The sequence below is a fragment of the Pseudomonas sp. KSR10 genome, assembly GCF_022355455.1.
GTDB classification, from domain to species: Bacteria; Pseudomonadota; Gammaproteobacteria; order Pseudomonadales; family Pseudomonadaceae; genus Stutzerimonas; species Stutzerimonas stutzeri_E.
In genome coordinates, this window is record NZ_JAKOEN010000019.1 from 1 (window position 1) to 26656 (window position 26656).

At 59.2% G+C, this 26656-nt stretch carries 36 protein-coding genes, 1 tRNA gene and 1 pseudogene; 1 reads left to right on the forward strand and 37 read right to left on the reverse strand.

Going from position 1 to position 26656, the window contains the following annotated elements; translation table 11 throughout:
* From MCB86_RS08735 to MCB86_RS08775, 9 genes are all read right to left on the reverse strand, one after another.
* Positions 1-2427: fibronectin type III domain-containing protein (locus tag MCB86_RS08735; protein WP_239610612.1), on the reverse strand; the 2427-nt coding region annotated here is incomplete at its 3' end.
* Entirely contained in the window at positions 2427-2825 is a 399-nt protein-coding gene (locus tag MCB86_RS08740) for a hypothetical protein (protein WP_239610613.1), read from the reverse strand. The genes MCB86_RS08740 and MCB86_RS08735, both read right to left, overlap by 1 nt.
* A complete protein-coding gene (locus MCB86_RS08745) occupies positions 2825-3421 on the reverse strand; it encodes a hypothetical protein (RefSeq protein ID WP_239611575.1) in 597 nt (198 codons plus the stop codon). Before MCB86_RS08745 ends, MCB86_RS08740 begins: the two co-directional genes overlap by 1 nt.
* Positions 3418-3999, reverse strand: a complete 582-nt coding sequence (locus tag MCB86_RS08750; RefSeq protein ID WP_239610614.1) for a hypothetical protein — start codon at positions 3997-3999, stop codon at positions 3418-3420. The genes MCB86_RS08745 and MCB86_RS08750 overlap by 4 nt, the downstream gene beginning before the upstream one ends.
* Position 4000: 1 nt before the next feature.
* The gene (locus MCB86_RS08755) at positions 4001-6463 is read right to left on the reverse strand and encodes a tape measure protein (protein WP_239610615.1); all 2463 of its coding nucleotides are present in this window, start codon (positions 6461-6463) and stop codon (positions 4001-4003) included.
* Positions 6460-6834, reverse strand: coding sequence for a hypothetical protein (locus MCB86_RS08760; RefSeq protein WP_239610616.1), 375 nt, complete (start codon positions 6832-6834; stop codon positions 6460-6462). The genes MCB86_RS08755 and MCB86_RS08760 overlap by 4 nt, the downstream gene beginning before the upstream one ends.
* A gap of 57 nt (positions 6835-6891) precedes the next feature.
* Positions 6892-7575 carry a zinc ribbon domain-containing protein gene (locus tag MCB86_RS08765; RefSeq protein ID WP_239610617.1) on the reverse strand — a complete coding sequence of 228 codons (684 nt, stop codon included), beginning with the start codon at positions 7573-7575 and terminating at the stop codon, positions 6892-6894.
* A 15-nt stretch (positions 7576-7590) separates the two neighbouring features.
* The gene (locus tag MCB86_RS08770; RefSeq protein ID WP_239610618.1) at positions 7591-7776 is read right to left on the reverse strand and encodes a superinfection immunity protein; all 186 of its coding nucleotides are present in this window, start codon (positions 7774-7776) and stop codon (positions 7591-7593) included.
* Between the two features lie 31 nt (positions 7777-7807).
* Entirely contained in the window at positions 7808-8221 is a 414-nt protein-coding gene (locus tag MCB86_RS08775) for a hypothetical protein (protein ID WP_239610619.1), read from the reverse strand.
* 216 nt (positions 8222-8437) lie between these two features.
* On the opposite strand from MCB86_RS08775, the gene MCB86_RS08780 reads away from it, so the two are divergent.
* Entirely contained in the window at positions 8438-9454 is a 1017-nt protein-coding gene (locus MCB86_RS08780) for a P63C domain-containing protein (protein WP_239610620.1), read from the forward strand.
* A 195-nt stretch (positions 9455-9649) separates the two neighbouring features.
* Here MCB86_RS08780 and MCB86_RS08785 read toward each other — a convergent pair whose 3' ends face one another.
* From MCB86_RS08785 to MCB86_RS08920, 28 genes and pseudogenes are all read right to left on the reverse strand, one after another.
* Positions 9650-9949 carry a hypothetical protein gene (locus MCB86_RS08785; protein WP_239610621.1) on the reverse strand — a complete coding sequence of 100 codons (300 nt, stop codon included), beginning with the start codon at positions 9947-9949 and terminating at the stop codon, positions 9650-9652.
* Between the two features lie 20 nt (positions 9950-9969).
* Positions 9970-10362, reverse strand: a complete 393-nt coding sequence (locus MCB86_RS08790; RefSeq protein ID WP_239610622.1) for a hypothetical protein — start codon at positions 10360-10362, stop codon at positions 9970-9972.
* Positions 10363-10371: 9 nt separating this feature from the next.
* The gene (locus MCB86_RS08795; protein ID WP_239610623.1) at positions 10372-11283 is read right to left on the reverse strand and encodes a phage tail tube protein; all 912 of its coding nucleotides are present in this window, start codon (positions 11281-11283) and stop codon (positions 10372-10374) included.
* 60 nt (positions 11284-11343) lie between these two features.
* Positions 11344-11760: a phage tail terminator-like protein gene (locus tag MCB86_RS08800; protein ID WP_239610624.1), complete on the reverse strand. Its 417-nt coding sequence runs from the start codon at positions 11758-11760 to the stop codon at positions 11344-11346.
* A gap of 2 nt (positions 11761-11762) precedes the next feature.
* Positions 11763-12155, reverse strand: a complete 393-nt coding sequence (locus MCB86_RS08805) for an HK97 gp10 family phage protein (RefSeq protein WP_239610625.1) — start codon at positions 12153-12155, stop codon at positions 11763-11765.
* A complete protein-coding gene (locus tag MCB86_RS08810) occupies positions 12155-12541 on the reverse strand; it encodes a hypothetical protein (RefSeq protein ID WP_239610626.1) in 387 nt (128 codons plus the stop codon). The genes MCB86_RS08805 and MCB86_RS08810 overlap by 1 nt, the downstream gene beginning before the upstream one ends.
* A 1-nt stretch (position 12542) precedes the next feature.
* Complete coding sequence (locus MCB86_RS08815; RefSeq protein WP_239610627.1) at positions 12543-12911, reverse strand: hypothetical protein; 369 nt, start codon at positions 12909-12911, stop codon at positions 12543-12545.
* A 9-nt stretch (positions 12912-12920) separates the two neighbouring features.
* Complete coding sequence (locus MCB86_RS08820) at positions 12921-13187, reverse strand: hypothetical protein (RefSeq protein WP_239610628.1); 267 nt, start codon at positions 13185-13187, stop codon at positions 12921-12923.
* 45 nt (positions 13188-13232) lie between these two features.
* Positions 13233-14216 carry a major capsid protein gene (locus MCB86_RS08825; RefSeq protein WP_239610629.1) on the reverse strand — a complete coding sequence of 328 codons (984 nt, stop codon included), beginning with the start codon at positions 14214-14216 and terminating at the stop codon, positions 13233-13235.
* Positions 14217-14225: 9 nt separating this feature from the next.
* A complete protein-coding gene (locus tag MCB86_RS08830; RefSeq protein ID WP_239610630.1) occupies positions 14226-14963 on the reverse strand; it encodes a DUF6651 domain-containing protein in 738 nt (245 codons plus the stop codon).
* Positions 14964-15105: 142 nt separating this feature from the next.
* Positions 15106-15669, reverse strand: coding sequence for a hypothetical protein (locus MCB86_RS08835; RefSeq protein WP_239610631.1), 564 nt, complete (start codon positions 15667-15669; stop codon positions 15106-15108).
* 77 nt (positions 15670-15746) lie between these two features.
* A complete protein-coding gene (locus tag MCB86_RS08840) occupies positions 15747-15998 on the reverse strand; it encodes a hypothetical protein (RefSeq protein WP_239610632.1) in 252 nt (83 codons plus the stop codon).
* A 7-nt stretch (positions 15999-16005) separates the two neighbouring features.
* Positions 16006-17091, reverse strand: a complete 1086-nt coding sequence (locus tag MCB86_RS08845) for a minor capsid protein (RefSeq protein ID WP_239610633.1) — start codon at positions 17089-17091, stop codon at positions 16006-16008.
* Positions 17091-18443: a DUF4055 domain-containing protein gene (locus MCB86_RS08850; protein ID WP_239610634.1), complete on the reverse strand. Its 1353-nt coding sequence runs from the start codon at positions 18441-18443 to the stop codon at positions 17091-17093. The genes MCB86_RS08845 and MCB86_RS08850 overlap by 1 nt, the downstream gene beginning before the upstream one ends.
* A gap of 3 nt (positions 18444-18446) precedes the next feature.
* The gene (locus MCB86_RS08855; protein ID WP_239610635.1) at positions 18447-19721 is read right to left on the reverse strand and encodes a terminase family protein; all 1275 of its coding nucleotides are present in this window, start codon (positions 19719-19721) and stop codon (positions 18447-18449) included.
* Positions 19708-20169, reverse strand: coding sequence for a DUF2280 domain-containing protein (locus MCB86_RS08860; protein ID WP_239610636.1), 462 nt, complete (start codon positions 20167-20169; stop codon positions 19708-19710). The genes MCB86_RS08855 and MCB86_RS08860 overlap by 14 nt, the downstream gene beginning before the upstream one ends.
* Before the next feature lie 31 nt (positions 20170-20200).
* Positions 20201-20824 carry a putative metallopeptidase gene (locus MCB86_RS08865; protein WP_239610637.1) on the reverse strand — a complete coding sequence of 208 codons (624 nt, stop codon included), beginning with the start codon at positions 20822-20824 and terminating at the stop codon, positions 20201-20203.
* Positions 20825-20867: 43 nt separating this feature from the next.
* Entirely contained in the window at positions 20868-21290 is a 423-nt protein-coding gene (locus MCB86_RS08870) for a hypothetical protein (protein WP_239610638.1), read from the reverse strand.
* Between the two features lie 121 nt (positions 21291-21411).
* Positions 21412-21633, reverse strand: coding sequence for a hypothetical protein (locus tag MCB86_RS08875; RefSeq protein ID WP_239610639.1), 222 nt, complete (start codon positions 21631-21633; stop codon positions 21412-21414).
* Between the two features lie 494 nt (positions 21634-22127).
* Positions 22128-22481 (reverse strand): hypothetical protein, encoded by a 354-nt coding sequence (locus MCB86_RS08880; RefSeq protein ID WP_239610640.1) that lies wholly within the window; start codon positions 22479-22481, stop codon positions 22128-22130.
* 52 nt (positions 22482-22533) lie between these two features.
* Positions 22534-22683 (reverse strand): annotated as a pseudogene (locus MCB86_RS08885) (Com family DNA-binding transcriptional regulator); the annotation flags it as partial.
* A gap of 321 nt (positions 22684-23004) precedes the next feature.
* Positions 23005-23409 (reverse strand): hypothetical protein, encoded by a 405-nt coding sequence (locus tag MCB86_RS08890; RefSeq protein WP_239610641.1) that lies wholly within the window; start codon positions 23407-23409, stop codon positions 23005-23007.
* 220 nt (positions 23410-23629) lie between these two features.
* Positions 23630-23706: transfer RNA gene (locus MCB86_RS08895), tRNA-Met, on the reverse strand.
* 81 nt (positions 23707-23787) lie between these two features.
* A complete protein-coding gene (locus MCB86_RS08900) occupies positions 23788-24153 on the reverse strand; it encodes an antiterminator Q family protein (RefSeq protein ID WP_239610642.1) in 366 nt (121 codons plus the stop codon).
* The gene (locus tag MCB86_RS08905; RefSeq protein WP_239610643.1) at positions 24150-24494 is read right to left on the reverse strand and encodes a Lar family restriction alleviation protein; all 345 of its coding nucleotides are present in this window, start codon (positions 24492-24494) and stop codon (positions 24150-24152) included. Before MCB86_RS08905 ends, MCB86_RS08900 begins: the two co-directional genes overlap by 4 nt.
* Positions 24491-26041 carry a hypothetical protein gene (locus MCB86_RS08910; RefSeq protein ID WP_239610644.1) on the reverse strand — a complete coding sequence of 517 codons (1551 nt, stop codon included), beginning with the start codon at positions 26039-26041 and terminating at the stop codon, positions 24491-24493. Before MCB86_RS08910 ends, MCB86_RS08905 begins: the two co-directional genes overlap by 4 nt.
* Positions 26041-26406, reverse strand: coding sequence for an endodeoxyribonuclease RusA (locus MCB86_RS08915; RefSeq protein WP_239610645.1), 366 nt, complete (start codon positions 26404-26406; stop codon positions 26041-26043). Before MCB86_RS08915 ends, MCB86_RS08910 begins: the two co-directional genes overlap by 1 nt.
* Positions 26403-26624, reverse strand: a complete 222-nt coding sequence (locus MCB86_RS08920; protein WP_239610646.1) for a hypothetical protein — start codon at positions 26622-26624, stop codon at positions 26403-26405. The genes MCB86_RS08915 and MCB86_RS08920 overlap by 4 nt, the downstream gene beginning before the upstream one ends.
* Positions 26625-26656: the final 32 nt, after the last annotated feature.

The following is a 26656-nucleotide window of genomic DNA, read 5'->3' on the forward strand; positions in this document are numbered from 1 at the left end:
CGCCCGCGTCCGCACTTCCTGTGCAAACTGGGCGGTAGCCTCGGCGCCGCGCAAAGCATCTGCGAGTTCGCCCTCTCCGTTGTCGTCGCGATAGGTAGCTTGCAAGGCCTCCAGCGTGGACGCCTGAGCCGTGACCTTGCCATCGATCTCACCGATGGCAACCGTGTGCTGCTCAACCTGCACCGCCAGGCCGTTCGCGGTTTCAACCGCCTGCCCAATGTCCAGCCAATAGGCTGCGTTAGGCGGAGGCGTGTTGATAGGGACGGCCTGCAACGCCTGGTACAGCCGGCGTCCGTTTGCACCACCGCGGACTACATCACCATCGGCATAGGTCAGGTCGGGGGCGTATGCGAGCGCATCGGTTATCTGGCTGACAGCCTCACTGATCCGCTCGTTGACGCTGCCCGGTCCATTGCCGTCGATGAGGTCGATGCGGTCGGCCAGGTGCTGGCCGAGTTCGGTCTCGCTTATCTGCCCAGCGATAATCTGCAAAATCAGTTCGGGATCGCTGCTTGTTTCAGCCTGCCGATAAAAGAAGGCGCTGGTCCCGTATGCGTTCACCGTCCGCACGTAGTAGTGATAGACCGTGTTGTATGCCAGACCTGTGTGGGTGAACGTGCCTCCACGTCCTAAATAGGTTGCCGCCTCTGGGTTCTCGGTTGGCGTCAGTGCATACCAATACTCGTATGTTCCCCCGTTCAGGCCGGTGATGTTGAACGGGATGAGGGTGATTGAATCAAACCCCTCTTGAATACTGACCGATTGTGGTTGCGGCGGGCCCATGATCGCTACGCTAATAGTCGATTCGGCCGATCGGCCATTTGCGGAGCTGGCATAAACTGACATCGCGTAATTGCCAGCGGGCAAACCCTGTACTTGACAATTCGAGGTTGCGCCCGGGACTTGGTAGGTTTGAACCGCCTTGTTCTCAGCGTCCCGGATAACCACCCCGTAATAGCTGATCTCGCCGTATGGCGGCGTCCAGCTCAGTACGCCCTGGCGCACCTCTGGTTCGCGATCAGCATCCCACGCCAGACCAGTTGGAGGCGCAACACCACCGACCGGGATATCGATAAACCCAATCGGCGTGTACTCGCGCCCCGCTTGGTCATCGAATATCTCTGGGCCGTATGGCTCAATGGTGACCGAGCACGCACTATCTGCCACCATCGACCAGTCGGTGACGATGAACTCGCCGGCCATATTGAGTGATGGCAGAGACACCATTACAGGACGGCCAGGGCGGCAATTGTAGCCCGCGAAATTCAGAGGCAGCTTAAGCCCGCCGCCGGTGCGCCGCATGCGAAGGACGATATCCGCCAGGCGCTGGGCCTGGTATGGATTGGTCACATACTTTAGATCGAGCGTCTCTGACAGCTCTTCTCCGTCCTCAGCCAGCCATGCTGCGCTCTGCACAGGCGGGTAATCAGTTTCTGCCCATGTTTCCGGATCGACGAACAGGCCGGTGATGGTGTTGATCGCGCTATCGTTGTCAACTTCCACCGACCCCTGCACCGCGCCAATCACCATATCTTCGGTGATGGTGAAGTTGGCAGGGCCATAGTAAGCGCCAACACGCATCATCCATCGGCCACCGACGCGGGAGATCTTCCCGCCGCACGCGGCCTCGATCTTCTTCAGCACATCGCCCCGGCGCTCGTCGTCGCCGATCACGGCACCCATCACATACCGAGCGCTGCCGGACCCGTCAGGGTTGCTAACGCTTTCGATGCAGATGTTCGCGGAATCGATGAACGATTCCATCACAAGCTCGTCGTCCGGCACGCCAAGCACAGTGCGCAGATACCACAGGGCAATCAGCGCGCAGTTGTCGCTGTAGCCAGTGTTCCCTGTTCGTGGGTCGTATATATCGGTTCGCCCGCGTACGATGAATTTTGCGTCTGGTATACCGCTCGGAAACTTCTCGTTGCTGTACTTCAGCGATACGCGCACGAATGACAGACCTTCGCCGATCATCGATTCGCGCCAATCCGGGCAATTCGCAAGCAGAAATGCGTTTGGCGTCGTTGGGTTGATGATTACCTCGTACGATGCGTGGCTGCCGTAGCTGGAGATAGGCTGATCGTTCAGCAATATCTCGTCAACGCCTGCAATGGCTCCTTCGCTCAGCGTGTAGACGAGATGCAGCCATTCGTTATCCGTCTGACCCCCAGCTTGCTCCTGCGCCCACTGCAGAACGCCACCAGTACTGATCCGACCTACGATGTACCGCGCCGCAGCCTTGGAAGAGCGCAGTGTCTGGCCGGATGGCTCAGCTGTGTAGCCGTCTTGGGAGACCTGCGACTGCTTCATCATCGAGAAGATCGCGCCGGCCGCCAAAGCCACCCCGGCAATGGCTAGGGCACTGGCGCCCGCGACAGCGGCGGCACCCGCTGCGATTGCTACTACGGCTATTGCTGGTGGCATTATTCAACTCTCCAAACAATCAAGGGCTCGGCCTGAACGCTGGTCGCGCCTTGTACGGTCAGCCCCCACCATGCCCCTGCCCAGCGGACCGCAACGGCCCGCCCCTCAGGAGCCTCGTGCACGCATACGTCACCGCGCTGCGCCATGGCCGGCTGAACACGCTTAAAGCAAGCATCCCAAGCAGCCTCGAGCGAACCATGACGCTTGGCCAGGGCGCGCTTTGCTCCAGTCTCGGTGCTGTATCGCCCTCGATAGTCCGCAGCAGGATCGACGCCGCAAACAGCCGCGCAGCAGTCCGCAGCAAACAGGCAGCAGTCGTTTTCCCCCCACAAAAAAGGCCGCTCAATGGCGGCCTGTATGGTTTCGTGTAGGCGTTTAGCCCAGTCTGGGTTTCGCATCATTCATACCTGAAGGTCGGAGCGTCTTTCTTGCTACCCCAGAACAGAGGCGACTCGCTCAGCTGGGCGATGGCGAAGAAGATTCGGTCGCCGGGGTAGCGTAGCTGGTGGTTTTCATCCGTCCATCGCTTCGAGCCGGGGCGGCTCCACTCAGCCATGCGATCAATGATCGTCACGCTGATCGAGTTCTTCCCGTCGTTTCCGCCGTAGTTGAACTTGGCGGCATCCATGCGGCCACTAAACAGGACGTCTGCGGCCATAGTGCCGTCTTGGCCGATCACGACGAACATCACGCGCCCCGGCCTTCCACGGCACCGCTCAACCAGCGTCTGCCGCAAGATGGTGTTGTCCAGGCCACTTAGGGTCAGGTCGACACTCATCGGACCGGACGGGCTGTCTGTCTCCTTCGCGGGTCCGATCTCTCCGAGACGGCCAACTCCGGTATAGACCTGCCCGCCTATGATGACGTCGCCGGTTCCGGTATGCGCCCGCACCACCTCGCTTGCGAAGTGAAGCTCGACCGCATAGAACGCTGTGAAGTTTCCCTGACCGATGATGTCTACAACGGCCTGGCTGATTGGGAACCCGTCCATCAGAAGGCCTCTCTCATCTCAATTGCACTGCCAGCAGACATCTGCTGCATGTCGACCGAGAACGAATCGTTCGACAGACGCATCTCGCAATACGGGTTCTTATACTCGACCGGAGTGCCTGGTGCGATCGTCGAGCGAATCCGCTTGTTAACTCGCACAAGAGCTGATCCGCCGCTGGCAATCGCGTCCTCGACGACCTCAAACAGCTGGCCGCCGATGGTGATGTAGTCGCCAGCACTGAAGGCTCGCCCATTGACAGAAATTCCAGTCATGCCGATCGCGAATGCGTTCGTGGCTGCAGATGAAACCGCCGGGGTGCCTATGTCGTCAGCCCGAGTACGCGTATCAGTGGGGACGTTGATTGTCCCCGCCATTCCCTGCAGGCGTCCCAGCATTGCTGTCAGGCGGCGCTCACGCTCTTGGCTCATGCTGTTGAACCGCATGGAGCAGCGCCAGTAGGCTCCCGGATAGCTCACTATCTGCTGCGCGTTCGAAAGTGACGATGTAAATGCTCGGCTGTTGTAGACGCAGCCCCACGTCATTTGGCTGGGGTACAGCTCGGACGGCCAGTTTTCAGCCATTTCACATCCTCCGTCGGATCGTCTGGATGATCGGCCCGTTCTGATTTGCGTCACGCATGACCTGCTCCAGCACCTGGCGCGACATATCGGTCATCATTTGGATTGCCTGTGGACTTACGTCGCTTGCCACGTTGAAGTTCTGATTCACCGTCATGCCGCCCGCTTTCGGTCCTTCTCCACTGCCCTTGCCAGATAGGTAATCCTTCAGGTCAGCGTTTGTTCGCCGGTCAACAACTCGCTCTCCCTTGTCGAGCAGCCATGTGCCCTCGCTAGGGATAGAGTCGATGCCGTCGTGGGCCATGCCGGACAAGCCGATAGAGCGGATGCCGGAAGCTTGAGCGGCTTGATAGCTGAGCGCGGCAGCAGCTGCTGCAACACCCAGGGCTGGGCCGATGTAGGGAATGCCTGCCATCGCCGAGTAGGCGTCCGATGCTGTCTTCGGCGCGTTCATCAGCACCTTAGCAAGCGCGTACCCCTTCTCTATGGCGAACATCGCTTTGTATGCGCTCGACTGCTCTCCGGCGAAGACCTCGGTAAGCCCCGCCATGTTGCTGAAGAACGCTTCGCCTGCCGCAAGCTGTACTTGCTGCCGCGCTGCTTCGATCTCTGCTATCCGGTTCTGGTGCTGCTGGTAGACATTCTGCTCGCGAATCAGATACTCCTGCTCAGTGATCGCCTTTGCCTCAAGGAATCCACGATGCTTCTCTAACTCTGTGGCTCGCCACTGCTCTAGCGCTACCGCATCCTGCTCAAGCACCATCAGCTCTCCGCTTGGCCCGGAAACAACCGCATCAACACCGCGAGTGCCAGGGGCTTGCATTACGCCCTCGACGGTCCCCGGCGCCTGATCGGCATTCATCTGCACTTCACGGATGCGACGCAGGGTTTCAAGTCTCTGCAATGCCTCGACGTTACCCTGGCGCTCGTACTCGGCGATCTTGGCGGCGTACTCCAGCTGGAACTGTGCGTCGTTGGCAGCGCGCAACTGGCCGGATTCGCGCAGGATGTCGATGCGCAGTTGTTCCTGCTCGGTCAGGTCGCGCTTGGTGTCGAGTTCTCGGGCCAGACCTATGAGGTACTCGGCTTGCTGGCCAACGATTCCTTTAAGCTCCCCGTTTTCAAGCTCGAATCTCAGGCTTGCGACTTCGCCTGTTTGCCCGTAGAGAGCGAGCTGGCGAGAGAGCGACTTCTCTATTGAGTCGTACGAGCTGGTGAGCTTCTTTATGGCTGCGTCGGCTGTTTTGGTGTCCTGCACGACGGCAGAAACCATCGCCGCGGAATCCTTGATCACTGCTTCAGGGCCGCCTGATGCGGGCACTGGCGGCGGTGTACGCGCCGACTTCCAAAACTCGTCAATCTGTCGCTGTGTGGCAGCAATGTTCGCCTTGATCTCTTCTTCGTCGAACAGCTTGATCGCTTGATTGTCGCCGCCGATGCGCAGCCGCTTCAGTGGATTGGCGAGCATGTCTTGGTAGGTCTGTAGCTGATCCTCAAGACGAACAATATCGTCCGATGCTGCGCCGTGAAACGTGGCCGCCATTTCCTCAGCAGCCCATCGAACAACCTCAACGGTGCCTTTCACTCCAGATGCTATGGCGTTAAAGGCGCTTACAATTCCTCCCGCCAATTGCTGAGCAGCTTCAACCGTAGCGGGGTCGGCCAGAATGGCCGACAGCTCCCCAATGGAATCAACTAGGCCGCCACTTGCGCCGGAGGTTTCATTGACCCTTCCAATGAAGACGCCGAACTGAGTTTCGAGGTTAACGAGCGCGTCTTTGACAGACGTCTCCATCTCGTCGGCGAACGCCTTGTTTTCGTCCCGGCTACGCCGCAGCCCTTCATTCAGCGCTTCGACCGATAGCTTGCCGGTGGCGCCAAGCTTGCGGATTTCTTCGGTACTACGGCCGGTCGCCTCAGAAATACCATTTACGATGGAAGGCGTGGCCGCAAGGATCGTCGCGAAGGCGTCCGCATCGACCTTGCCCTTCATCAAGGCCTTGGAGTAGGCATCCATTGCGCTGGTTGCTTGATCTGCACGGGCCGCATCACGCACTAAGGCGTATGAGAAGGAGTCGGTTATATCAAGCACTTCAGAGGTCGCATACCCGAGGTCGCGCAGAGTGTCAGCAGTGGACAGGTAAACCTCTTGCGCTTCACTGAGGGCGCGGTAGGTGCCGTTCGCCGTCTCCAACAGGCGCGCCTGTACCGTCTCGTACTCCTCCGTGCTACTCGTGGCGTTCCGAATACGCGAAGCCATCTGGCCGTACTCGTCGGAAGCCCGAATGACGGCGCGGACGCTAAGAAACGCAGCGAGAGGCGCGGCAACCGAGCGAACCACGCCGCCGAGGTTTCCGATGCTCTGCTCTGTGCGCCGAGAAGATTTCTCGAGCTGCCCGAGCGCCGTTCCGGCCCTGCCGACTTGCGTGCTGTCAACGCTGACGACCAGCTTTGCATATTCAGTCATTCGGCAACTCCAAAGTGCAAAGCATGGTTTTCGGATATGCGCTCGATCTGCCGACGAAGGCGCGGATTGATGGCTAGCAGATCAGCAACCTCTGCCGGCGTCTTGATAGGCAGCGACCACTCGGCAACCAGAGCGGATGCCAGAGTCGCCCGGCGCATCCTTCCTAGGCGCTTGCGCTCGACGGGACCCGCCGAATCAATAAGGGCTCGGTAACGCTCGGCACGCCTAGCCACTGCTGCGGCAACTGCCACGAACTCTGCGCTCAGCACAGAGCGCACCAATACCCACTCACGATTACCGTCCGGGTCTGCGAGTTCAGCGCGCACGCCTCGGCTTGAGCGAGTGCGCGTGTAGAAGTCTTGGGGTCGCATCACTTTTCCTTGAGCAATAAAAAACCCGCCGAAGCGGGTTTCGTTAATTCTGGCTTACTACATCCCAGGATATTTACCCAGGTCAAATTCAAACGCCCTTGTGCCTGCCCGGTAAAAGTCGATGCCAACACGGATTGCTCCGCCCTTCTTGACGATAGCTTCTAGCTGAGCCGCATCGCGCACAAACATGATGTCGCTGTCGTGCGTGCTACTTGGAAGGCCGGTCCACTGCTGAACCTTGCCGTCTCCTACGCGGAGGCTGAATCGGCAATCGTTTCGGTGGCAAAGCATCTGCCCTTTATCGATCTGGAGATACGCATCCAGCGCTCCTTCGACCCTGCGGAACGACAAGGTAAGGCCTGACCCTCCGCTAACGTTGTAGGGAAACTCAAAGTTTGTTGTGTTCTTCGAGCGGATTCGTAACACCTTAGCTTTCTTGTCGGTCATCGCTTCGGTGTACTCGTGAAGCGTCCAGGGAGATACTTCTGGCTTTGGTTGAGAGGGCAAGTTAGGCAGGTCAGGTCGAGCTTCGCCTGACGCCTGAGTTGAAGTAACAGGAGTTGTTGTCGGCGCCTTCCCCATTCCGCTGCCAATGCTGTACGCAATCGGGAGCACTACTACTAAAACAAATAGCCAGCCCAGCACGCCGACCTTCTTTTTCACTTTCGCCCCACAGTGCGGGCAGGCTTTAGCGCTACTAGCAACCTGACCACCACACTCCTTGCACTTTGAAATAGCCATTTGATTCCCTTCTAGTTACGCGTTTGCCTGCTTTTGCGCGGTCAACGACCATACAAGCGCCGCAACCCAGCCTATCAGCGTCCACCCAAGCAGCAGATTCAGGGCAGTTATCGCCACGGCATTCGCGTGATTCCGCATGGACGCAACAATTGTGGGCACAAAGTAGAGCGCTACGGCGAGCGCGAGCAGCACGAATTCCATTCAATACCTCGGACTTTGGATTGGAACAACTCTACCTCAGCCGAACAAGGCGCGCTCCGCTATACGCCTCGAAACCGAGGCGGTACACCCTGCTTTCGCCCCACGAAAGCTCGATGTCCTTTGACATGGAGGCTTTCGGACATAATCCCTCACCTAGCTCCATGCGAACGAAGTGCTCGCCGGGCTTCAGGTAAACGGTAATGCCCTCGCCCGGCCTAGCTGTGAAAGCACGGGTGTTGTCTACGTAGACCAGCAGATCGCAAGCAGCGCCCGTCATCCCAGTGTCGCGCAAGAAGACAACTTCACTCAGCCCTTCAGCTGGCGTAACGAACTGGGGCTCATAGACCCTTGTGGAAGGAATCGGCTTTGCTTCGCTTTCTGGCGTGGCTGAAGTCGCGCAGGCAGAAAGCAAAACCGTCAAAGCGATCGTAAAAAACTTCAACATACGAAGTCCTCTCCCTGTCAGAAAGCGCTGACTCTACCAAAACGCCAGCACAGAAACCCAGCACTAGGCTGGGGCTGGGTGGACTGAATGGTTAGGCGGTTGCCTTGGTTCAAGCAACAAGCACAGCCTATCCTGCAAGCAAAATACATTTTGCTTGCATAGTGCAAGCATTAGCGGATATTGTTCGTACACCAACAACCTGAAGAGCGGACCTCCATGCCAGAAGAAGCCAACAAGAAACCAACCGGACGCGCCAAGGGCGGTGCTGCACGCCAGGCCAGTCAAACGCCAGCTCAGCGCAGCGAGAACGCCAGGAAGGCTGCGCTGGCAAAAGCTGATATTGCCAAACTTCCTCGCGCAACCCACGGATCAGCAGATCACCCACTTAAGATCGGAGACATCGAGATACCATGCTATGTCCTTGACGATGGAACCCGTGTGATTTCACAGAGAGGAATGCTCTCTGGCCTGGACATGAAATACGGCACTCGTGCAGGTGGCGCTGACCGGCTCACGAATTTTGCGAGAGGAAAAGGAATTTCTCCCTTTATTAACAATGACTTAATGCTGCTGATCGAAAACCCAATAAAGTTCACTCACAGCGGCGGCGGCGGCGTAGCGTTTGGCTATCCTGCGACTCTCCTTGCTGATCTCTGCGACGCCATCCTTGCCGCACGAAAGAATGGCAGCATCCAAAAGCAGCAAGAACACATTGCCGCTCAAGCCGAAATCCTCGTGCGCGGCTTCGCTCGTGTAGGCATCATCGCGCTGGTGGACGAAGCAACCGGCTACCAGAAGGATCGTGCCAAGGACGCCCTTGCTCAAATCCTAGAGGCCTTTGTTGCTAAAGAGCTACAGCCATACGTTCGAGCATTTCCTGCTGACTACTACGAAGAGCTGTTCCGGCTTCGTGGCCTGAAGTATCCCCCGGAGAACCCTAAGTTCCGCCCTCAGTACTTCGGCCTGCTCACCAACGACATAGTCTATGAGCGCCTAGCGCCAGGGCTGCTAGAGGAGCTGAAAAAACAAGCCGCAAAAGATGAGAAGAAAAAACACCTGCACCGCAGGCTTACTCAGGAAGTTGGTCACCCGCGCCTTCGAGAGCATCTGGCATCCGTCGTCACCGCGATGAAGCTCTCGAATGACTACCCTGACTTCATCAGCAAGCTGAACCGGATACACCCTCGGTTTGGTGATAATCAGATACTGGATCTCGAAGAAGGCGACCGGTAGTCCGCAGCAAGCCCCCGGAGCCGGCCAGCTTTCGGGGTTTTTCTTTTCTGGCCGGCAGAGCGATTAGAAATAAATCCCCATGGTGATTCATCTCAACTCGCTGTAGTTACTGCTTCACCGGCTTGTAGTGAGGGGTTTTGTTTCGTTATCCATATGGGGAGCCAATTGAAAACTGCCACATATGCGGCCAGCCTTTCAGCTCAACGCCACCCGCTCCTCCACCGAAGCCAGCCGGCGCATCAGCGTGATTTCGTGCGGCTTGAGCGTGCGCCCGTACAGGTCCGCCCACGCTTTGATCTCGACCAGAGAGCCGATCGGCCTGGCTGAGCAGTACCACTCCCACACATAGCCCAGTTCAGGCGGGCATGGCGGGCCATCGAGGCGCGAGGGCCGCTTGCCAGTTTTCTCGGCGATTGTTTCCAGCTGTGCGCGAATAGTGATGCGCTTATCCGGCCCTTTCTTCGGCCTCGGGCCGGCAGGCTTGAGCAAACCCAACTGATGTTCTGCGTACTCGATCAGGCCTTGGCTGAGCCCGTCGAGCGTTTCCCAAAAAAACGGCGGCGATCACTCGCGAAACGGTCAACCTCAGCGGTGATGTAAGGCGACTCGCGCAGGAACTCCAGTAGGGCCGGCTCGCTGAACTCGTCCTCGAATGACCAGCCGATGATTAGCGCTGCGTTGAGCTTGAGCCTGGACTGCTCCGTCCGATCCGTCTTTTCCTTCTCATCCTTCACTGATGCGAAGGTCAACAGGTCGCGCCGGAACTCGTCCAGGGCGGCACGAAACTGATCGGAGTCGACGCCACGAATCAGCAGCCATTCGTCTGTCGGCGTGCCATCCGGCAGGGAGAGCGGCATGCGTTCCCCCTCGTTCGCCTTGGCACGAGTGAAAAAGTCACTCGGTTTCATGCGATGTCCTTACGGTGCCGGAATGCGGGTGATGGTGATTTCTGTCGAGACGGCCGGATCGTTGAATGCCCGGTAGTCGTAGGACTGAATGATTGGATCGTCGCCGCTGCCTTCTTCGCTCGATGTGGTCAGCTTGGCCTGAGTCATGCTGATTTCGTAGCTGTTGTCGCCGTCGGTCAGGGTCACAACCAGCGGAGTCTTCGTCTCGCCGAGGTACTTGGCCTTTAGGCGATCATCCTCGATGTACGCCGACAGGCTTCCGGAGACATTGATGCGGCCCAGTTTGATGTCGTAGGCATCGCGCGAGAACAGGCGATAGATCGCCTCCATGCCGTTGTCGAGATTGACGCTAAGCGCGGTAGCGTGGTTGAGGCCGGTACCGCCTTCGAACAGTGAGCCCTCGAACGTGGTCATCATCACGGTTTCGGTTGGATCAGCGATGCTCTCGGTGACGCCATCAAAGACGTAGGCCTCTTCCTTCGTGCCAATGATGGAGAAGGTGACGCCGATCTTGCCTTGCAGCGGGCAGTCGATGGCGACAGTGCCAACTTCACAGCCTCGGTAGATCAGCCAGCGGCCGATATCTTCGTTGTGCTTGAGGATGGAGAACTTGCGGCGGGGCGATCCGGTCTTTTGGACGTTGGCAGCCCAGGTTCCATGGAATGCGGCCTCCAGCAGCATGTCGAACGTGCCGTAGGTCAGCTCGGCCTCGAGGTCACCGGTCACGCTGGAGACGCCACTGCGCGACTCTGCCTGATGGCGGCCCGGAAGCATCTCGTCCGACTCTAGCTCCTCGACGGATTGGCTCAAGCCGTTGTTGATCAGGCGCAGCGGAATCCAGGCCACCGCAGGGTCCAGTGCGCCGCCGACGCCCTCGATCTTGATGTACGTGTTTTGGTTGACGCCTTGCGCATAGGGCATTTGCTATCTCCAGAAATGCAAAAGCCCGCTCAAGGCGGGCTGCGGTGTTTCGGGTTGTGGTTACGCCGGGAATGACCAGGCGGTGCAGTAGATGCTGACGCTGACGGACTGCCAGACGTCTTCTTGGCGAATCTGAGAGCGCTCAGCGCGGCGGATCAGTACGCCCTGACCTTGGTAATCCAGGCGCTTGCCGGACGCAAAGAACGCCAGCAGCGTGTCAGCGTCAGCCAGCAGTCCGGCATGGCCGGTGTTCTTCGGATGGAACAGGTCGATCTGCAGAATGCCCGTCCATTCCTGCGCCGCATCCTTGCCTTGGGCGGCCGGGACTCGACCAGTAGGAAGGCCAGTGAGGCGCGCCCAGCTTTGGCCCAGCACCGGATCATAGGTGCGACCTTCGAATGCCGTGCGCTCGATCGGCATGACCCCGGACGCGATGTAGGCCGACACCAGCGCCGAGTGAATTTTGCTCTCGCTCATGTTCACACCTTGTTTTTGCGGATTGCCGTGTCGACCATGCGCTCTACGCGGTCCATGTTCCGTTTCACCATCCCTTCAGGCGCCTGCTTCGAGCTGCCCTCCTCCAAGGCTATGATGTACGGGAGGTTGTTGGAAAGGTAGGTGACCTGCCCTGCGCCGTCCGGGGTTTTCTCAGCAACCTCGGAGACAGCCGCACTACCTGAAGGGTCAAGCCGCTCAGGGGAGGCAGCAGGAGCGCCAACAGAAGTAGTCCAGCCGCCTCTCGCCCGGCCGTGTTTTACTGGCGTCGCAAGAATTACGCCCCGGAACAACTCCAACGTCGCCAATCTGGTGATCTTGTTATGAGCCGATACAGCCTTCTCGTTGAACCGTCGAATGTCTTCGGAGAATGACATCAGCGCCTCCCTTGGACCTCGTAGGCCAGAACTTCACCGGTTGGATTTAGCGTGGAGACGGCAACCACCTTCCATACCAGGCCGGCAGCCGTGATCGTCGTTTCCAGCGTTGGCGCCCATTCAAGGCCGGCAGCACCGAAGAAGAACTTCTTGTCGTCGCGAAGGATCATCGAGCCGTCCGCGTACTGGGTACCTGACGACTGCAGGGTGTAATTGTCGAGGATGGCTTTCGTCGTCTGCGTGAGCGTCTGAGGCGGCGTTATCTCTCCCGTAACCGGGTCATACCCGCCGGCTTGCTCAAGCGTGAGCGTGATTGTTTCGCCGATTTCCTCGACGACAGCCAGCGCCTCGGCGGCGCCCTCTAGAATCTCGTCGCGCAGAGACATATCAGCCCCTCACCAATCGAATCTGGCCGCTGTTCGCCCACGGCCTGATGAGAGCCAGCGCGAACGCCTCGGCAGCCGACAGCGCCTTGCTGCCTTCGCGGAACGTCTTGCTCGACTGGACCGGGCCAGCGGTCACGCTTGTGCTCGTAACCTCTCGATCCTGAGCGCCGTACAGCCCGCCAGACGCCGCCAGCTGCGCGATCTCCGCCCCCGCCTGTACTACGTCAGCCGGGACGGTGGAAAACGTCACAGACAGCCGCTCCGTAAGCCAGACGTTTGCCATCAGCACCGCGCGGGCTTTTTTGTCTTCGGTAGTCCAGTCGGACCCCAGCAGGCTATCTACCTGCGCGATGGTGATGTACTCGGTCATGGCTTATTCCTAAGGAGCTTCGTCGAGCAGTTTTGCCAGTTCGGCACGCTCTGCCCCTTCGTCGAAGGTGATGCCCTTCTCGGTCAACTTTGCCTTGATGTCATCGACTCGCAGGCCATGGGAAGGCTTACGGCCGGTGCCACCTGCTTCCGGCTCTCCGTCTGCATCCTGAGGCTTGAACCGCGCATCAATGATCTTAAAGCCCTGCTTGCGCAGTTCAGCTTTGCGTTCCGGCGTGACCGGATGCGGCTCGTACGCGATTTTCAGTTCGGACATTTCAGTCTCCAGCAAACGGGGCGAGCCGAAGCCCGCCCCTATCGGTTACTTGGAAGCGTCACCGATGGTGATAACGCCTGCGCTGGCCTTGATCGAGTTGGCGACCAGATCCCAGTTGGAGCCCGTAGCCAGCTCGACATCGCTCGGCGACTTGCCGCCATTGGCGGTATCCCAGGTGTACCCCTTCATCGCCAGGCCGAAGGTGTAGTCGGCCTGGAAGGTCGTCTCGATGCGCTCCTTGCCGTTCGATACCGAGATGTTGGTGATGAGGTCGGAGCCATCCATCACCATGCCGGCGCCGTCTGCCAGCGACAGCACGCGCTGTTTGGCCGGAGCGGCAGGGTCGACCACGGCATCCGAGTACAGCGCCGGGGAGTCGGTGACGATCACGGCCTTGCCGAGAATGTCGACGATTGTCACGTCGCCGGCACGGAACAGCTGCTGCGCGTTGCCCAGGTTCTGCCCGATCAGCGCATGGAAGGTCGTGCCGTTCATCACCTGCGCAACCAGGCGAGCCGACGCATCGCCGAACTTGGCGTGCGCGGCGTTGATGGCGGCGTAGGTGATGCCTGCGGTAGCCGACACATCGTTCGTCGCAGCGGCCTGATTGCTGATGGCAGCGACCAGAGCCGCGATGACGGTGTTCAGCTGATCCGCGACGATAGCTTCGGACAGGTTGCGGCTGATGACCTCCAGCGCCTCTTCCGGGCTTTTCTGAATCCATGCGAGCTGGGAAGGCTCCCACAGGATCGGGCCGAAGCCGCCCGCGATCTTCACCGCGTCGTACTGCTTCTGTGCCAGCGCGGTGGCCGCCTGGTCCCCGTTGGCGGCGTAACGATCTACTCGACGCTGAGCGCCATGCAGGCCAGCCCAGAAGGACTCCTGCAGGAAGTCGCCGTCGATCCCTTGCGTGGTGAGGCGGATGGCACCGGCAGACGCGCCGTTGAACTTGTCGACGTCTTGGGCCAGGGTTTCGATGGTGGTTTGCTTGAGGTATTCGTTGAATACCTTCATATCGGAAAGGGCCATTGGGCCTCCTTATGCGTTTTCGGTGCGGGCCTTGATGGCGGCCAGGCGTTCTTCCCGGGTGCCGCCCAAGTTGCCCTTTTGAGGGGTCTGTTTGCCACCGCCGGTCGGGGCGCCGCCGCCATTGGCACCGGAACCCTTGAGGATGTGGTCTTTGTGGGGGTACGAGTCGACGAGGGTTTCCAGCGCTTCATCGAAGTCGGCCAGCTCACCAGGGCGCGCACGGCTGAAAATCTTGTTGCCGTTGGCGTCGTAGGCGACAACCTTGCCTTCCTCGATTTTGAAACAGCTGCCGAAGGTGGCTTGCACCATGTCCGCAGGAACGGCCAGCTTCTCGGCGATGACCTTGGAGCGCGCAAAACTGCCGCCGATCTTCTCGCCGTACAGTTGCTGTTCGAGGGTCTGCGCCTTGCCGTTGGCTTCGTCCAGCTGAGCCTGGAAGGCCTTGCTGATTTCCGACTTCACCTTCTCGATCTCACCGGCATCCACCAGTTTTTTCGCGTCGAGGTTGGCGAGCGTTTCCAGCGCCTTACGGGCTGCGGCCGGGTCTTCTATCCCATCAAAGCCTTTCAGCAGCTTTTCAGCAGCTTCCTTGCCTTCGCGGTGGGTCTTGGCCTCAGCGTTCAGCCGGGTAATGGTCGCGACGGTCGCAGGCGCATCGAATGCCACCTCCTTGCCGTCGTCGTGCACATAGACCGGCTTGCCGTCTTGCAGCACTGCGTTACCGTTTTCGTCGAGTTTCAACTTCATGTGGATCTCCGGGCATCCGCCCAACTTGATGTGAGCCATCCGGCCCGGTGACGCCCCGACCATCCGATCCGCAGGCATAAAAAAGCCCCGACCGAAGTCGAGGCTCTAGAAATGGAAAACCCGGCGCTAGGCCGGCTCAGACTCAACCTAAATGATCGCGCTCATAGCGAGACGCCAGCGAGTTGATGTCGTTAATCGTAACCTTCGCCTCAAACTCGCGCGTCGTTGAACGAACCGATACGAAAACTTTGGCTGGCTGGTCGGCGGTATCGCCAAGCATCTGGCTCAGCCTAACGACTGCCCGGGGATAATAGAAAAGATTGAGCCTCTCACCGTAAAGCAAGCGCACCGGCAGCGCGTCACTACCTGGGTAATAGCCCGTTGGCTGCAGATAATTAGGTGCGCCGTTAATGCGAAAACTTGTTCCAGAAACCAGCACCGGCCGCTTTCCAGTGGATGTGATTGTTACTCCCAGAAGCGGGAAGGGGACATCGCTCAATATTAAAGTCGAAACTCTAATATCTAACGCTTCAACGTCCTCCGATCGCTGCCGATCCGCCAACCAGAGCGTAGCAAGGACTGCCGCTAACGCGCCGACGCCAGAGACCCAGCCGCCGAGCGCAGCAAGCGCCGGGAGGAACAGCATCGCGAATTGGTCAGCATCGCCCGAACCGGCACCAAACGCGGCGCCCAGGGCGAATGCCAAGGCAGCGATAGCTATCGCGCCGAATGCAGCGCAAGCGGGCCAGAACATAGCTTATAGGGCGACGTTCGTATGAATTGCTAACAAAGCACCACCCTCTCCCCACGCATGAAGCACGACGCGCAAAGGTGCTGCTTCGTGCCGCCGCTAGCCTTGCCGCCCTTGTAGATAACGCCAACCTTCGTCTCGAACACCTCGCCGCCGCCGCACCGATGGCAGCGCAGCAGATGAGCCGCCTGGGGACGCTTCTGCATCACCTTGCGGGCTTTCTGGCGGTTATCGTCTTCTTTGGCTGTGCCATCGATGACGTGAAGGGTCGGTTTTCCTGTCATTGGGCCATCATAGCCCAGCTTTCTCGAAAGCGTCAGCGTCTCGCTTGCGCAATTCGTCCAGCGTGTAGACCTTGCCCTTCGAGTCGGTGAAGCGATCGACTGCGAGCCCACCGCTACGGAACAGCTTGCCGCGCTCCGGGCCGAGCACTTCATCTTGAAACGCCGCCGGTTTGCCCTTGAGCCACTGTCCGTAGCTGATGTCAGCAGCAACCTGCCCGTCCATGCTCGCTTGGGTGCCTGGGTCGATGTCGCTCTTGCTCAGACCCAGAGATGCCCATGCTGATTCGAGCACTGGGACGGACGTGCTGCGGCAATTCCAATGGCGCGGCGGTTGCGGCCCCTGCCCTACTGGGAATGTCTTGCCCGACAGGGATGCGCAGGTAATTGTCGTGCGCCCGTCCAGCGTGGCGAGAAACTGCCACTCATTGACGAGATGGTCGTTGACCTCGAACAGCGCCTGCCTGGCGTAGTTGGCCGTGTGGTTCACCGCCGTTCGCACCAATGCCTCAGCGCCCCGTCGATCGATCTCCAGCAGCCCGTCCGCGTAGCCATTCGTGCGCGTGCCACGCAGCCGGCGAACCATCTGACTGACCGTCTCACCTTCCACGAATCCCATCCGGATTGCGTCGCGAATCCGAGCCGCGCGCGCCGCCTCTATTCCAGCCAGCGCCTCCGATAGCAGCTTGCCCTGGAAAGGACGAGCCATCGCCGCCGCATAAACCTGATTGGCTGATATGGTGTTCAGGACCAACGCCTCGGCCACCTGATCAGGCAACACGCTCTGCAGTGCCCGATGCTGGTAGCTGCCCTCATACCCGGCAAGCTGCAGCAGTTCCTCGTCCAGCTCGACGCCGATCTGGCGATAGGCCTGAGCGTTGAGGCGCTGGACGCCGGATAACAGCGAATCCAGGCGCTGGACCGTGAAGGATTCCGGCGACATGCCATCCAACGCAACGAGGAGCTGTGCGAATAGATCCTCATCCACCCGATTAAGCAAGCCGATCATGCGTCGGACAACGCCGTTGCTGTAGCGCGTCAGATCGATAGCGTGGGCGATCGCGAGATCCGCTAGCCGCTCGTTTGCCGTCGCCATCACATCGCTCCGAGGCTTGGCCCTTGCTGCTCGATTCGCTCGAGCTCGTCGGCCCAGCTGTATTCATCGCTGATTACGCTACGGCGCTGCATCTCGGCGAACAAGGTCTCACTAGACAGCTTGCCCTGAACCGCCATATTGAGCAGCAGCGGAAGCGTCGTCTCCGGCGCGTAGTCCTGATCGAAATTGCCGCGCATCTCGACCATGCCGCCATCGGGTAGAGCCAGATAGTCGGCCATCACCTGCAGCATCTGCGCGAGGGCATCGGCAAACTGGCTGGCCATGCGAGCCAGCGGGGACAGCTCTTGTGCCGCTTCCTCGTTCGCCTGGGTCGCCGTCTTGGTCTGCTGCTTCTCTTTCTGCAGCAGCTTGGCGCCGGCCATCCTCATCTCCTCGATCAGGTCTTGCAGTGACTCTCGGCCGGCATTGATCGCCGCCCCGGTGTGCTCAACGTACTTTGCATCGCCGTCTTTCGGCATACGGGTCGCGCTTCCGGAGCTGATGACCAGTTTGAACTGCTCGTCATCGGTGAACATGAACAGCAGCGGCACCCGGGCGACGTGCAAGAGGTTGTCCTGATCGCTTTGCGACTGCCAATGCTTGACGTTGAGATGCGCCAGTTCGAGCAGAGGCGGTTTTGCCGTCAGGAAGCCAGTGCGTCCGGTGTAGAAGGTGACCAGCGGGACATAGCCCAGACTGGTCGAGCCTTCTTCGTGAATTACCCATCCGCCGCCATTCTCAGTCTTGCGGTAGGTGCGCCAGATGCCAGGTTCCAGCACGCGCACCTGGGCAATCGACTCCACGCCGAACTCACCGTCAGCCTCCTCGACCGTCTCCATGTAGCGGAATTGAGCAAGCTCACCTCCTTCTACACGCCAGCCCAGCACCTGCTCGGGTCTGACGATGACCGCGTAAGGGCGAACACCGGCTGCAATCTCGTCAGCTCGCGTGCGGAGCCCTTCGGCGCGCGGGTACTCGACCAGCACGTGACAGAGGCCATGGCTCAGCGCGTGACGGAACAAGTCAACCGACCAGCTGTTGAGGTCGTTGCCGGCCAGGTCGACGTCCTTGCACAGCTCTTTCACGCGCTCAGGCACGTCATCGCCCAGTTGTAGCGGGTCGGCGAACACGCGAGAGGTCATGTTCCCGACAGTCTCGGCGTAGACAGGGAGCAGCGTGGAGAGACGTAGCCGCTCCTTGTAGGTGTCTCCCTCTTCGGCCGGGTATTGAGGAAGCAGAGCACGCCCAGCGGCTCGCATAGCCTTCGTGCCACCCATCAGAGGCGCAACGATAGCCCAATCCTCGCGCATGGCATCCACGGCAGGGATCGTTTGGCTTGGGTCATTGCTCATGGGTTACATCCTGAGTGGGGTACTGGAAGCGGCGCGCTTCTTGATCGGGAACAGGAACGCCAATGGATACCCAGCGGCGTCATTGAGGTGGTCAACGCCGCTCGACTTATCGGGCATGCCGTTCTTGTCGTAGGCCTGTTGCTCCAGGCCGTCAGTCAGGTGCGGACAGCGGTTGGTGTTCACCTTCAGCCGGCGCTCGCCGTTGCCGTTGAGGATCAGCGCGTTGACGGCGTTCACTCGGTCGGCAATGGCTGGGTTTGTCGTGTTGACCCGGATCGAGAACCCGGCCTGCCTGAGGATGCTCAGGTCGGACTCGCTGGCGTTTTTGCTGCTGCTGTTCTGCCCGGACGCATCCGGGAAAATCTGGATCGGGTGGCCCTTCGAGGCGTAGCGCTCTTGCAGCAGCCTGGCCATGTCCGGTGTGTCACGGCCATCCGTCACCTCTGCTACTGCGACAGGCCAGCCGTCACGCAGGACGTAGATCGCCGCGCTCATCTTCAGGCGGTTGAAGTCCATGCCGACGATCAGCGGCTCGCGTTCTTTCTCTACCTCATCGCTATGGCACACTGTGCGGTCGAAGTCGGGATAGACAGCGCCTGATGTCAGGTTGACGAACTGGCCGCGCAGGTAAGCCCTGATCAACTGAGGCGGGTATGAGTCCTCCAGCGACGAAATGTAGTCGTCCGGCAGATTCGCCTCGTTGTCGTAGGTGCTGGCCTGAACCAGCCCGTACAGCGTCTTGAGCTCCGGCTTGTCGCTGATCTGCTTCACGAACTGCTGGTACGTGAACTTGAAGCCCTCGGGCGTGGTGGCCACGTCGACGCCGTTCTTCAGCCCGTCGACCTTGTAGCGCATCCGGGCGATGATCTTGCGCCAGGCCTGCTCAGCTTTGAGCTTGGCCATCACGTCCAGCTCGTCGACCAGGGCATGGCCGATTTTGAAGCCAACGATGGTCGCCGGCTTCTCCATCGAGCGGCAGATCACCGTGCTCCGGTACTGGCCGGCGCTGTAGAAGTCGACCTCTTTGTCGGACTCCTTGATCTTGATCCTCAACCCCCAGTCAAACGCCACCTCCTCGATGGTCGGGAAGAAGATGTCTCGAATCTGCGGATAGGTCGGAGCGAAGTAGCCGGAGTTGATCCGTGGCCATTCCCATACGTGCTTGCAGAGGCCGGCGCAGCCTACCCACGTCTTGCCAGAGCCGAACCCAGCCACGAACCCGCGAAACTTGTGCGGCATTGCCAGGAACTGAGCCTGCGGGACATTAAGCGTCGGCATCACGCTTCCTCGCGTCCACCACACTGACCGTAACACTGGATGGCGGAACGTCAGTTGGGCCGCCATCGCTCTTCGGCTGGCGATTCACGAACACATCGCCGCATTCCTTGGCGGCCTGCTCCAGTAGCTGGGCAGTCAGCGCCATGTTCTTCATATTCTCAGCTTTCTCAGCCAGGCGACCCAGCGTGCGGAGCCGATAAGCACGATTGGCAATCGGTATCTCTGCCGTCTCTTCGCGGAAGCGCTTGCGGGTGTCGTGGAACAGCGTCACCCATTTAGCGGCGAGGTTGACCCCAGCTCGCTTGGTTGGGTCGTGTTGCTCAACCTGCTGGCGAGTAACGTCAATGTCGAACTCCTGCTTCACCGCCTGTGAGACTTGGGTCGGAGTGTCGAAGCACGCCAAAGCCTGAACGATGAAGGCTTTCACATCGCTTTTCAGGGCTGCCATAGATTTCCATCCGTCTCATGCCTGTCTCGTTTCAGGCCGACTTGAGCAGACAGGTTCCGCAGGCCCTCGATATGTTGATCTTTGCCACCTCTGCCGGACCAGCCGCCGCGTCGATTAGCTGCTGCACACCCTGGCTTGCCCCGTAACGACGAACGACCCCGACGAATTCTTCGACGTCATGGCCGCGCATCTCCAGCTTGGGCAAACCTTCCTGCGTGAACTTGGGCGCGCCGTACCCGTCTTTCGCTTGCGCAATGTGGTACAGCTCGTGCTCGACCAAGGCGCAGAACTCAGCGTCTGAGCACTTGGCGCAGTAGTCCACAGATAGGGTGATGAGGTAAGCAGGCACTCGACCGAACCAATCCAGCATCTGCTGCTCTTGGCGAGCCTTCTGCCAGCCTCCGGCGCGGAAAGCTACCTGCTCGGCTTGACCAACTACTACCCTACCCTTCTTGGCGAATGAGGCAGATGCCCACAGCACGCCAATATCAGCGTCAATCAGGTGTGCGTGATCGGGGTTATGGATGCTGCCGGACTCGGTCAGGATCTGGGATTCAATCCATTCCCAAACCCCAACGGCCGGCTCAAGTCGCACGCCAAAGCCTGCTTCGGCCAGCTCTGCCAAGTCAGCAGGAGGTATTGGCCTAGCGTCCATATGGATCTCACAGGTTTACGTGGGGTTGTTATCACAGCGCGGTTCAGCGCACATACGCCTCGACCACCTTCGTCAATATGTAAAGGATGAAGCTCAACAGCAGCAACCGGTTTCTCCAGCGATATGCGCTCGAGCTCTTGTCACGCCAAATCTCAAGAGATCCTCTTAGGGCATCCGCGTCCCAATTCCGCTGCATTTCTAGATGGCCCAGCATCACCCCATTGGTTTGAATAGCGGTGATGCATGTTTCTATGCGTCTGAACCCTTTGTATGCAGCTGCAACAAGGGTAAGAAGCGATAGCAAATAGAGACTTTCGATGTTTAGGGCTATCTTCCCGAACGGATTGGTTTGGGCTAGATATGCACAGGCGGCGAGCGTAGCCCCAAGCACAAAGCGATCGAACTGGGAGTTCTGTTCGCTGTAGATTTGGTGCAAAAGCACGCTGCGAGAATCCGTATGGCTCATAGCTCGTCCGCGGGATGATTGGGGCTAGGATTATATCAGCAGCTCGATGGGCTTCTTCGCGCGGATGACCTCCAGATGAGCAAGGCACAACGGCTGCTGTTTAGATCGACGAGCGAAGTCACTACTCTTTGCAACGGCTATCCCAAATCAGCGCGAACTCCACAGGGGCGTCCGCCGTACGCAGCAGTACCTGCCCGCTATCGAGAACGATGAAACGCCTGCGTTTCACGTTAAGGCCCGACTCGGTGAGATAGCTCACCTCGCCGCATCCATTGCGCTCGTTCGTGAAGGTTGCCGATTCGGGAATCGATAGACGCTGCTGAACCTGATGGCGTGCCTGCATGGCAGCGTCGTCAGGCTTGCCGCCATTCCCGCATGAGCTGACCGCCAACACCGTTAGCAGAATGGTTGTCAGGACAACAGTTAGTCTTGGCCTAGGCAAAAGCGAGTCCATAAATGCTCAAAGGCTTGGTCATGGTATTCAGCTTCTACCATGACATCGTTTCCGTTCGTGGCAATGAACCGCCTATACCCAGATTCGCGCCCGTAAAAGTCGCGGTGCTTGAACTGACCACAGCGCCCGATCTGGTTACGGATCTCAACGGTGTCAGGGTTGCTAACGTGAGCGAGGAGCGCGGACCGAGCAGCAGACTCAACCTTGAGCTGAGCGGGACTATTAGCATCGGAGCGAGATGCAGACCACTTCGCTCCGATGAGTGCAATGATTGCCAGTGCGCAAGCGAGCAAGAATATCCTTCCCGCCGTACTGCCTGGCTGTTTGGTTCTATTCAACCGAATGTCTCGATAAATGGGGCTCTAGGCCCTCAAAGAAGCGCTTTAGATACCCAGCGAAGCCATCTCGAGTGGAGTCCGGTAGCTGGCTGCAGCGGAGTTGATGCAAGCACGTGCCTGGAAGTTATTCTTGTTGTCCGCCACCGCTTTGGCAACGTCCAGGCCCAGATCGCGTAGCCATTGTTTGCTGTAGATCACAGCGGCACCACCGATCGCGCCCAGCGTCAGCGCGGCGAACAGGTTGTAGATGTATGCCGAGCACTGGCCGATCTGCTGAGTAGCCACGCGGACTACTTCTTCGACCTCTTCGTTGTAGTTCAGGCTATCGGCAATGGACTGGTTCCAGATGCTCGCTACCAGGGCTTTGGTGACTTCGATTTGTTCGGGAGTGAGAGCCATGTTTATTTACCTCATATGCTTGGATGGATTGGCCGGCTTCAGCCGCATCGAGGTCGCTCTGAGGCGATATATCGAGACTCTCGGTCTTCAGGTGGTTCAAGGTTCCGCAGCGCGGGCACTTGATTTGGATAGTCGTGAACGCTCCCGTCCTTGCCAGGAGTCTGTTACAGGTTCCACAACGTTGGTCTTTCATGGTCTGCATAGCCTTTTCTTTTCTGATAGGCTCGCCCAGCACTCGCGAGTGCGGAGGGCCTTGGCTGGCTTGCAGGCTGGTTCTGCGGGTCGGCGCCTAGGGCTGATGTTGCTGCATCAGTTCTAGGAGCCCTCTTCTCTTCTTTGATTATTTCGAGCACCGTGCTCAGCTGTGAGCCGCCGCGTCGATTAGGTGCAACTAATCAGCGATCCCACCCAGCGAATTGTCTCTATCACTCCCCAGCCAAACAGGCAGAGGGTGAGAACGCAGGATGAGAGGACGATTACCCAGGTGATGCGCTTCATCAGAAACCCTCGTGGTCGTCGCGCTTCATATGCCTGCCTTCCGCTTAGCCTCGAGAACCGCATCCACAATCTCGGTGATTTGCCGGTCCTTCTTGGCCTCACTCCAGGCGAACAGGGCTCGAACCAATACCCATGCAGGCAAGCCACACACGAAGATGATGCCGCCGATGGCAATCATGCCCAGGTCGTCATTCACCCAATGGCCCAGGTCGAGCCAGCGAACTACGAAGGCGCCACCGCCGATGCTCGATACGGTCGTACTGATCATGGCCACGCAGAACTCGCGTACCGTCTTAGGCAGCGTCATGGCCATTACGACGATTGCAGCCAGTACAGCGACGAACCCGAAGGCGCCCAGCTTGTACAGCGCGATACCACCGAGGGTAGTGAGCGGGCCTGGTTCGGACATGGTGATACCCGTTAATTTCATGAGGGCACTCCCGGCCTCGGCCTGGTGGTGTCGTAGTTAGTCCGGCCTCACATGCCTATCGCTATCCGCTCGGTGCTAGGAAGCAGTCAAAGGCATGGGGCCGGAAACAAGAAAGCCCCGACACATGGCCGAGGCTTGTAATGGGTGCGCTGGGTAGGTGAGCCCTGATCTGACCGTTCGCGCATAAAAAAGCCCAGCGGTTAGGCTGGGCTCTTGAATGTGGTAGCAAGGCATGGAATCGAACCATGCTGAACGAGCTTATGAGACTCGCGACATCACCAGACAGTCGACCTTGCTAGCAAGTGAAGCGGTAAAACCGCAATCTGTGGGAATACTCACATACAACTGGCGCCACGTCTAGTCCTTTTACATGTAAATTTAAGCGGCCTCAGCATAACTGCAAAGCATCGCGTCTACCCAGGCGATTCCGGCAGTCAGATACATCTCTGCCTTGTTGTGGTGAACGCCCATAGCGCGGCCCAATTGGCGATAGCTAGTCATGCTGTGGCGATACCAGAGGAACAGCGCATAGGCGGCCTCTTGGTAGCGAGCAGCCATCCGGCACACCAGGCGATCAATCATCATGGCCGTTTCCTCTTGGATCTGAGGAACCTCGCCGCCTGTATTGCCCATCTTGTTGCACATCAGCGCGTATGTCGGGGATACGTAGCGCGGCAAGCCGGTCTGGCAGCGGACCCATATGCCCCATTGGCTCAGCAGATACTCGGTGCTTAGGTCTTTCATGCTTCGCTCCTCGGGAACAGGTTGAGCCCATCTTTCGCGCCGCCGTCATAGCAGGCCCTCGCCTTGCTCCCGCGCTCGTTCCACCGCTCCACGGCGATGCGCGCTACAGCCATAACAGTTAAGTCATGCAGCCCTTCAAAGATACCCAGCGTGCAGCTGTCGATTACTGGCCCTTGCGCCCCACATTCGTGACACCAGACGTAAGCTGAGTAGTTTTCTTCGGAGTACTCGTCCAGCGGACGGTCAAACTCCACCTCTTTGCCCGTCATGTAGTCCTTCGCGATGACGCAGGGCGGCCCCTCGCAGAACGGGCATGGCGCCATGGTGATTTGCTCGGTCATGCTGCTGCTCCCCGTGCTGCTGCCGCATCGCGGCGAAAGAATGTCCCGCCGACGCAGTGAATCAGCGTCTGCTTGCCGTTGGCGTAGGTGATGTCGTGCGTCCAGGTCCAGCCGCTCGGACTGTCGGCGTTGTAGGTCATGTCCATCTGTGAGCTGGTACCGACGGATCGGGCACCGTCGATGATCTCTGCGCCGTGTGAATGGCCCTTCACGACCTTGGCGCCGATTGTGGCGAAGCTCTTGGTCGATCCCCGGACCCCATTAGGCCCTTTGTGGCCGTGCCACCCGTGCTCTATACCGTGGCGCATGAACGACTCGCCTGGCTTGAGCCACCGCAGTCGGTCGCCGTGTTTCATCAGCTTGTCCATCCAGTACTGGAACGGGTCGCAGTAGCTTCCCTCATGGATGGCGCGGAGCATGGCGGCCTTCGTCTCGTGGAAAACAAGGGTGTTCTCCATGTCGAGGGCGTGCTCTGCCTTCTCGAGCCACTGAGTGAAGTGGTCGTGGTGGTTCGAATTGACAATCACTGTCTTGTCGGCAAACCCGGACAGCAGATCGACGTGACGGGCGGTGACCTTCAGCTCATGCAGTACGCCGCTGGTACCGCTGACATGGCGGCGGAACTTCTCGAAGAACTTGGCGTGGTGGCTGGCCGATCCAAAGTTCAGCACGTCATGCAGCACGAGAGCCTTCGGGCGGATCAGCTCGGCAAGCTCCTTGGTGGCCTGCGTAACGATCGGTGAAGCCATCTCGGCATGGATATCGCCCATGGTCAGCACCTCAGCGCGTGGCGCCGGCTCTGCGCCCTTCACCGTGTACTTGGTGGCGAGGTCGATAAAGCTGCCGTCCTTCATCGGGCAGATGTGGCGGATGTGCGTGCGCGGGCCATCCACTTCGACCACGACCGCACCGAGCGTGTGGTGGAACTTGCCAGAGGCGCCCGCATTGGTGTCGCTGTAGTTCTCGACTGTGCAGGCGCCGGTACTCATTACCAACTTGGCCGGCACGCCCGGATTGGTGGCCACAGTCTTCAGCGCGATCTTCGGGTGACCAATGATGGCCGAGGCGGTACCAGTCACGGTCTGCCACTTCTGCAGCGGATTGACTGCGGTCGGTTGGGTCTTGATGTCGGCCAGCACGATCAGGTCGCGGGCGATCTTGGTCCGCTCGCTGACCAGGTACGGTACCAGACGAGAATCCCACCACTCGTCATCGCGCTTAGCGTCTCGGTTCGTCGGGTTCTGGTACCGGAGCGGGATGACCATCAGGCGCGCGCCAATCTTCGAGCAGTATAGATGCAGCGTCTTCATGAAGCCTGCATGGGCCTTTGTCGCGTTTACGGCACAGGTGACCACGAATGTCTCGCCTGCGGCGCTCACGGCTTCTGCCGGCGCCGAGCTTGGCTGCAGCAGGCCTAGCCCGATGAGGCGCGTCCGGTGCCGCTCCACGTTGCGGATGTTCAGCCCCAGCAGCGCGGCAGCTTTTGCATTGCTGCGCCCGGTCATGGCTTCGATTAGCGCTGCGTCGTCGTGTTTGCGAGCAACCATTAAGCGGCCTCCCCCGAGGTGTACTTCATGATGCGAACGCGTACGGCGCCGCCTGAGACTGTTTCGTCGCTTACGCTGAGCTGTGTAACGAAACGGTTGTCATCGATGCCCAGCGCGTCAGCCAGGCCGTCTCTGCCCGCTTTGAACGCGGCGAGCATGTTGTCGTCGTCCCGCTTACGCCGGTCGGGAGGCAGGAACTCGATTGCCAGTAGTGCGCGACCTTCAGGCATGACCATTCCGGCCGCCTTGCACAGCAGATGGCAGTCAGCGCGGTACCTCTTGGCTATTGGCGCCTTGGCCCGCCAGTGCTTGCGCGAGTTCGGGCTGAGTTCCTTCGGCGGCCAGGGCAGCAGGACTTCGGTCATTTACCTGCCCTCGCTTCCAGCGCCGCACGAACCATCGACCGGAGCAGCGGGCTCATCCGCGACAGCTCGGCCGATACCCACTTGCGCCAGGGCTGAATCCCCATCGGCTTGCACCGGGCGCGCATCTTGTCCGCGATTACCCCGGCAAGCTGCTCCGCATTGGCCTTGGCAATCAGGCCGTCCGCTGTTAATCCGCGCCTCGCCGCAGAGGAAGTCATCGCCTAGCCTCGCCTGTAGATCGATTCGAGAT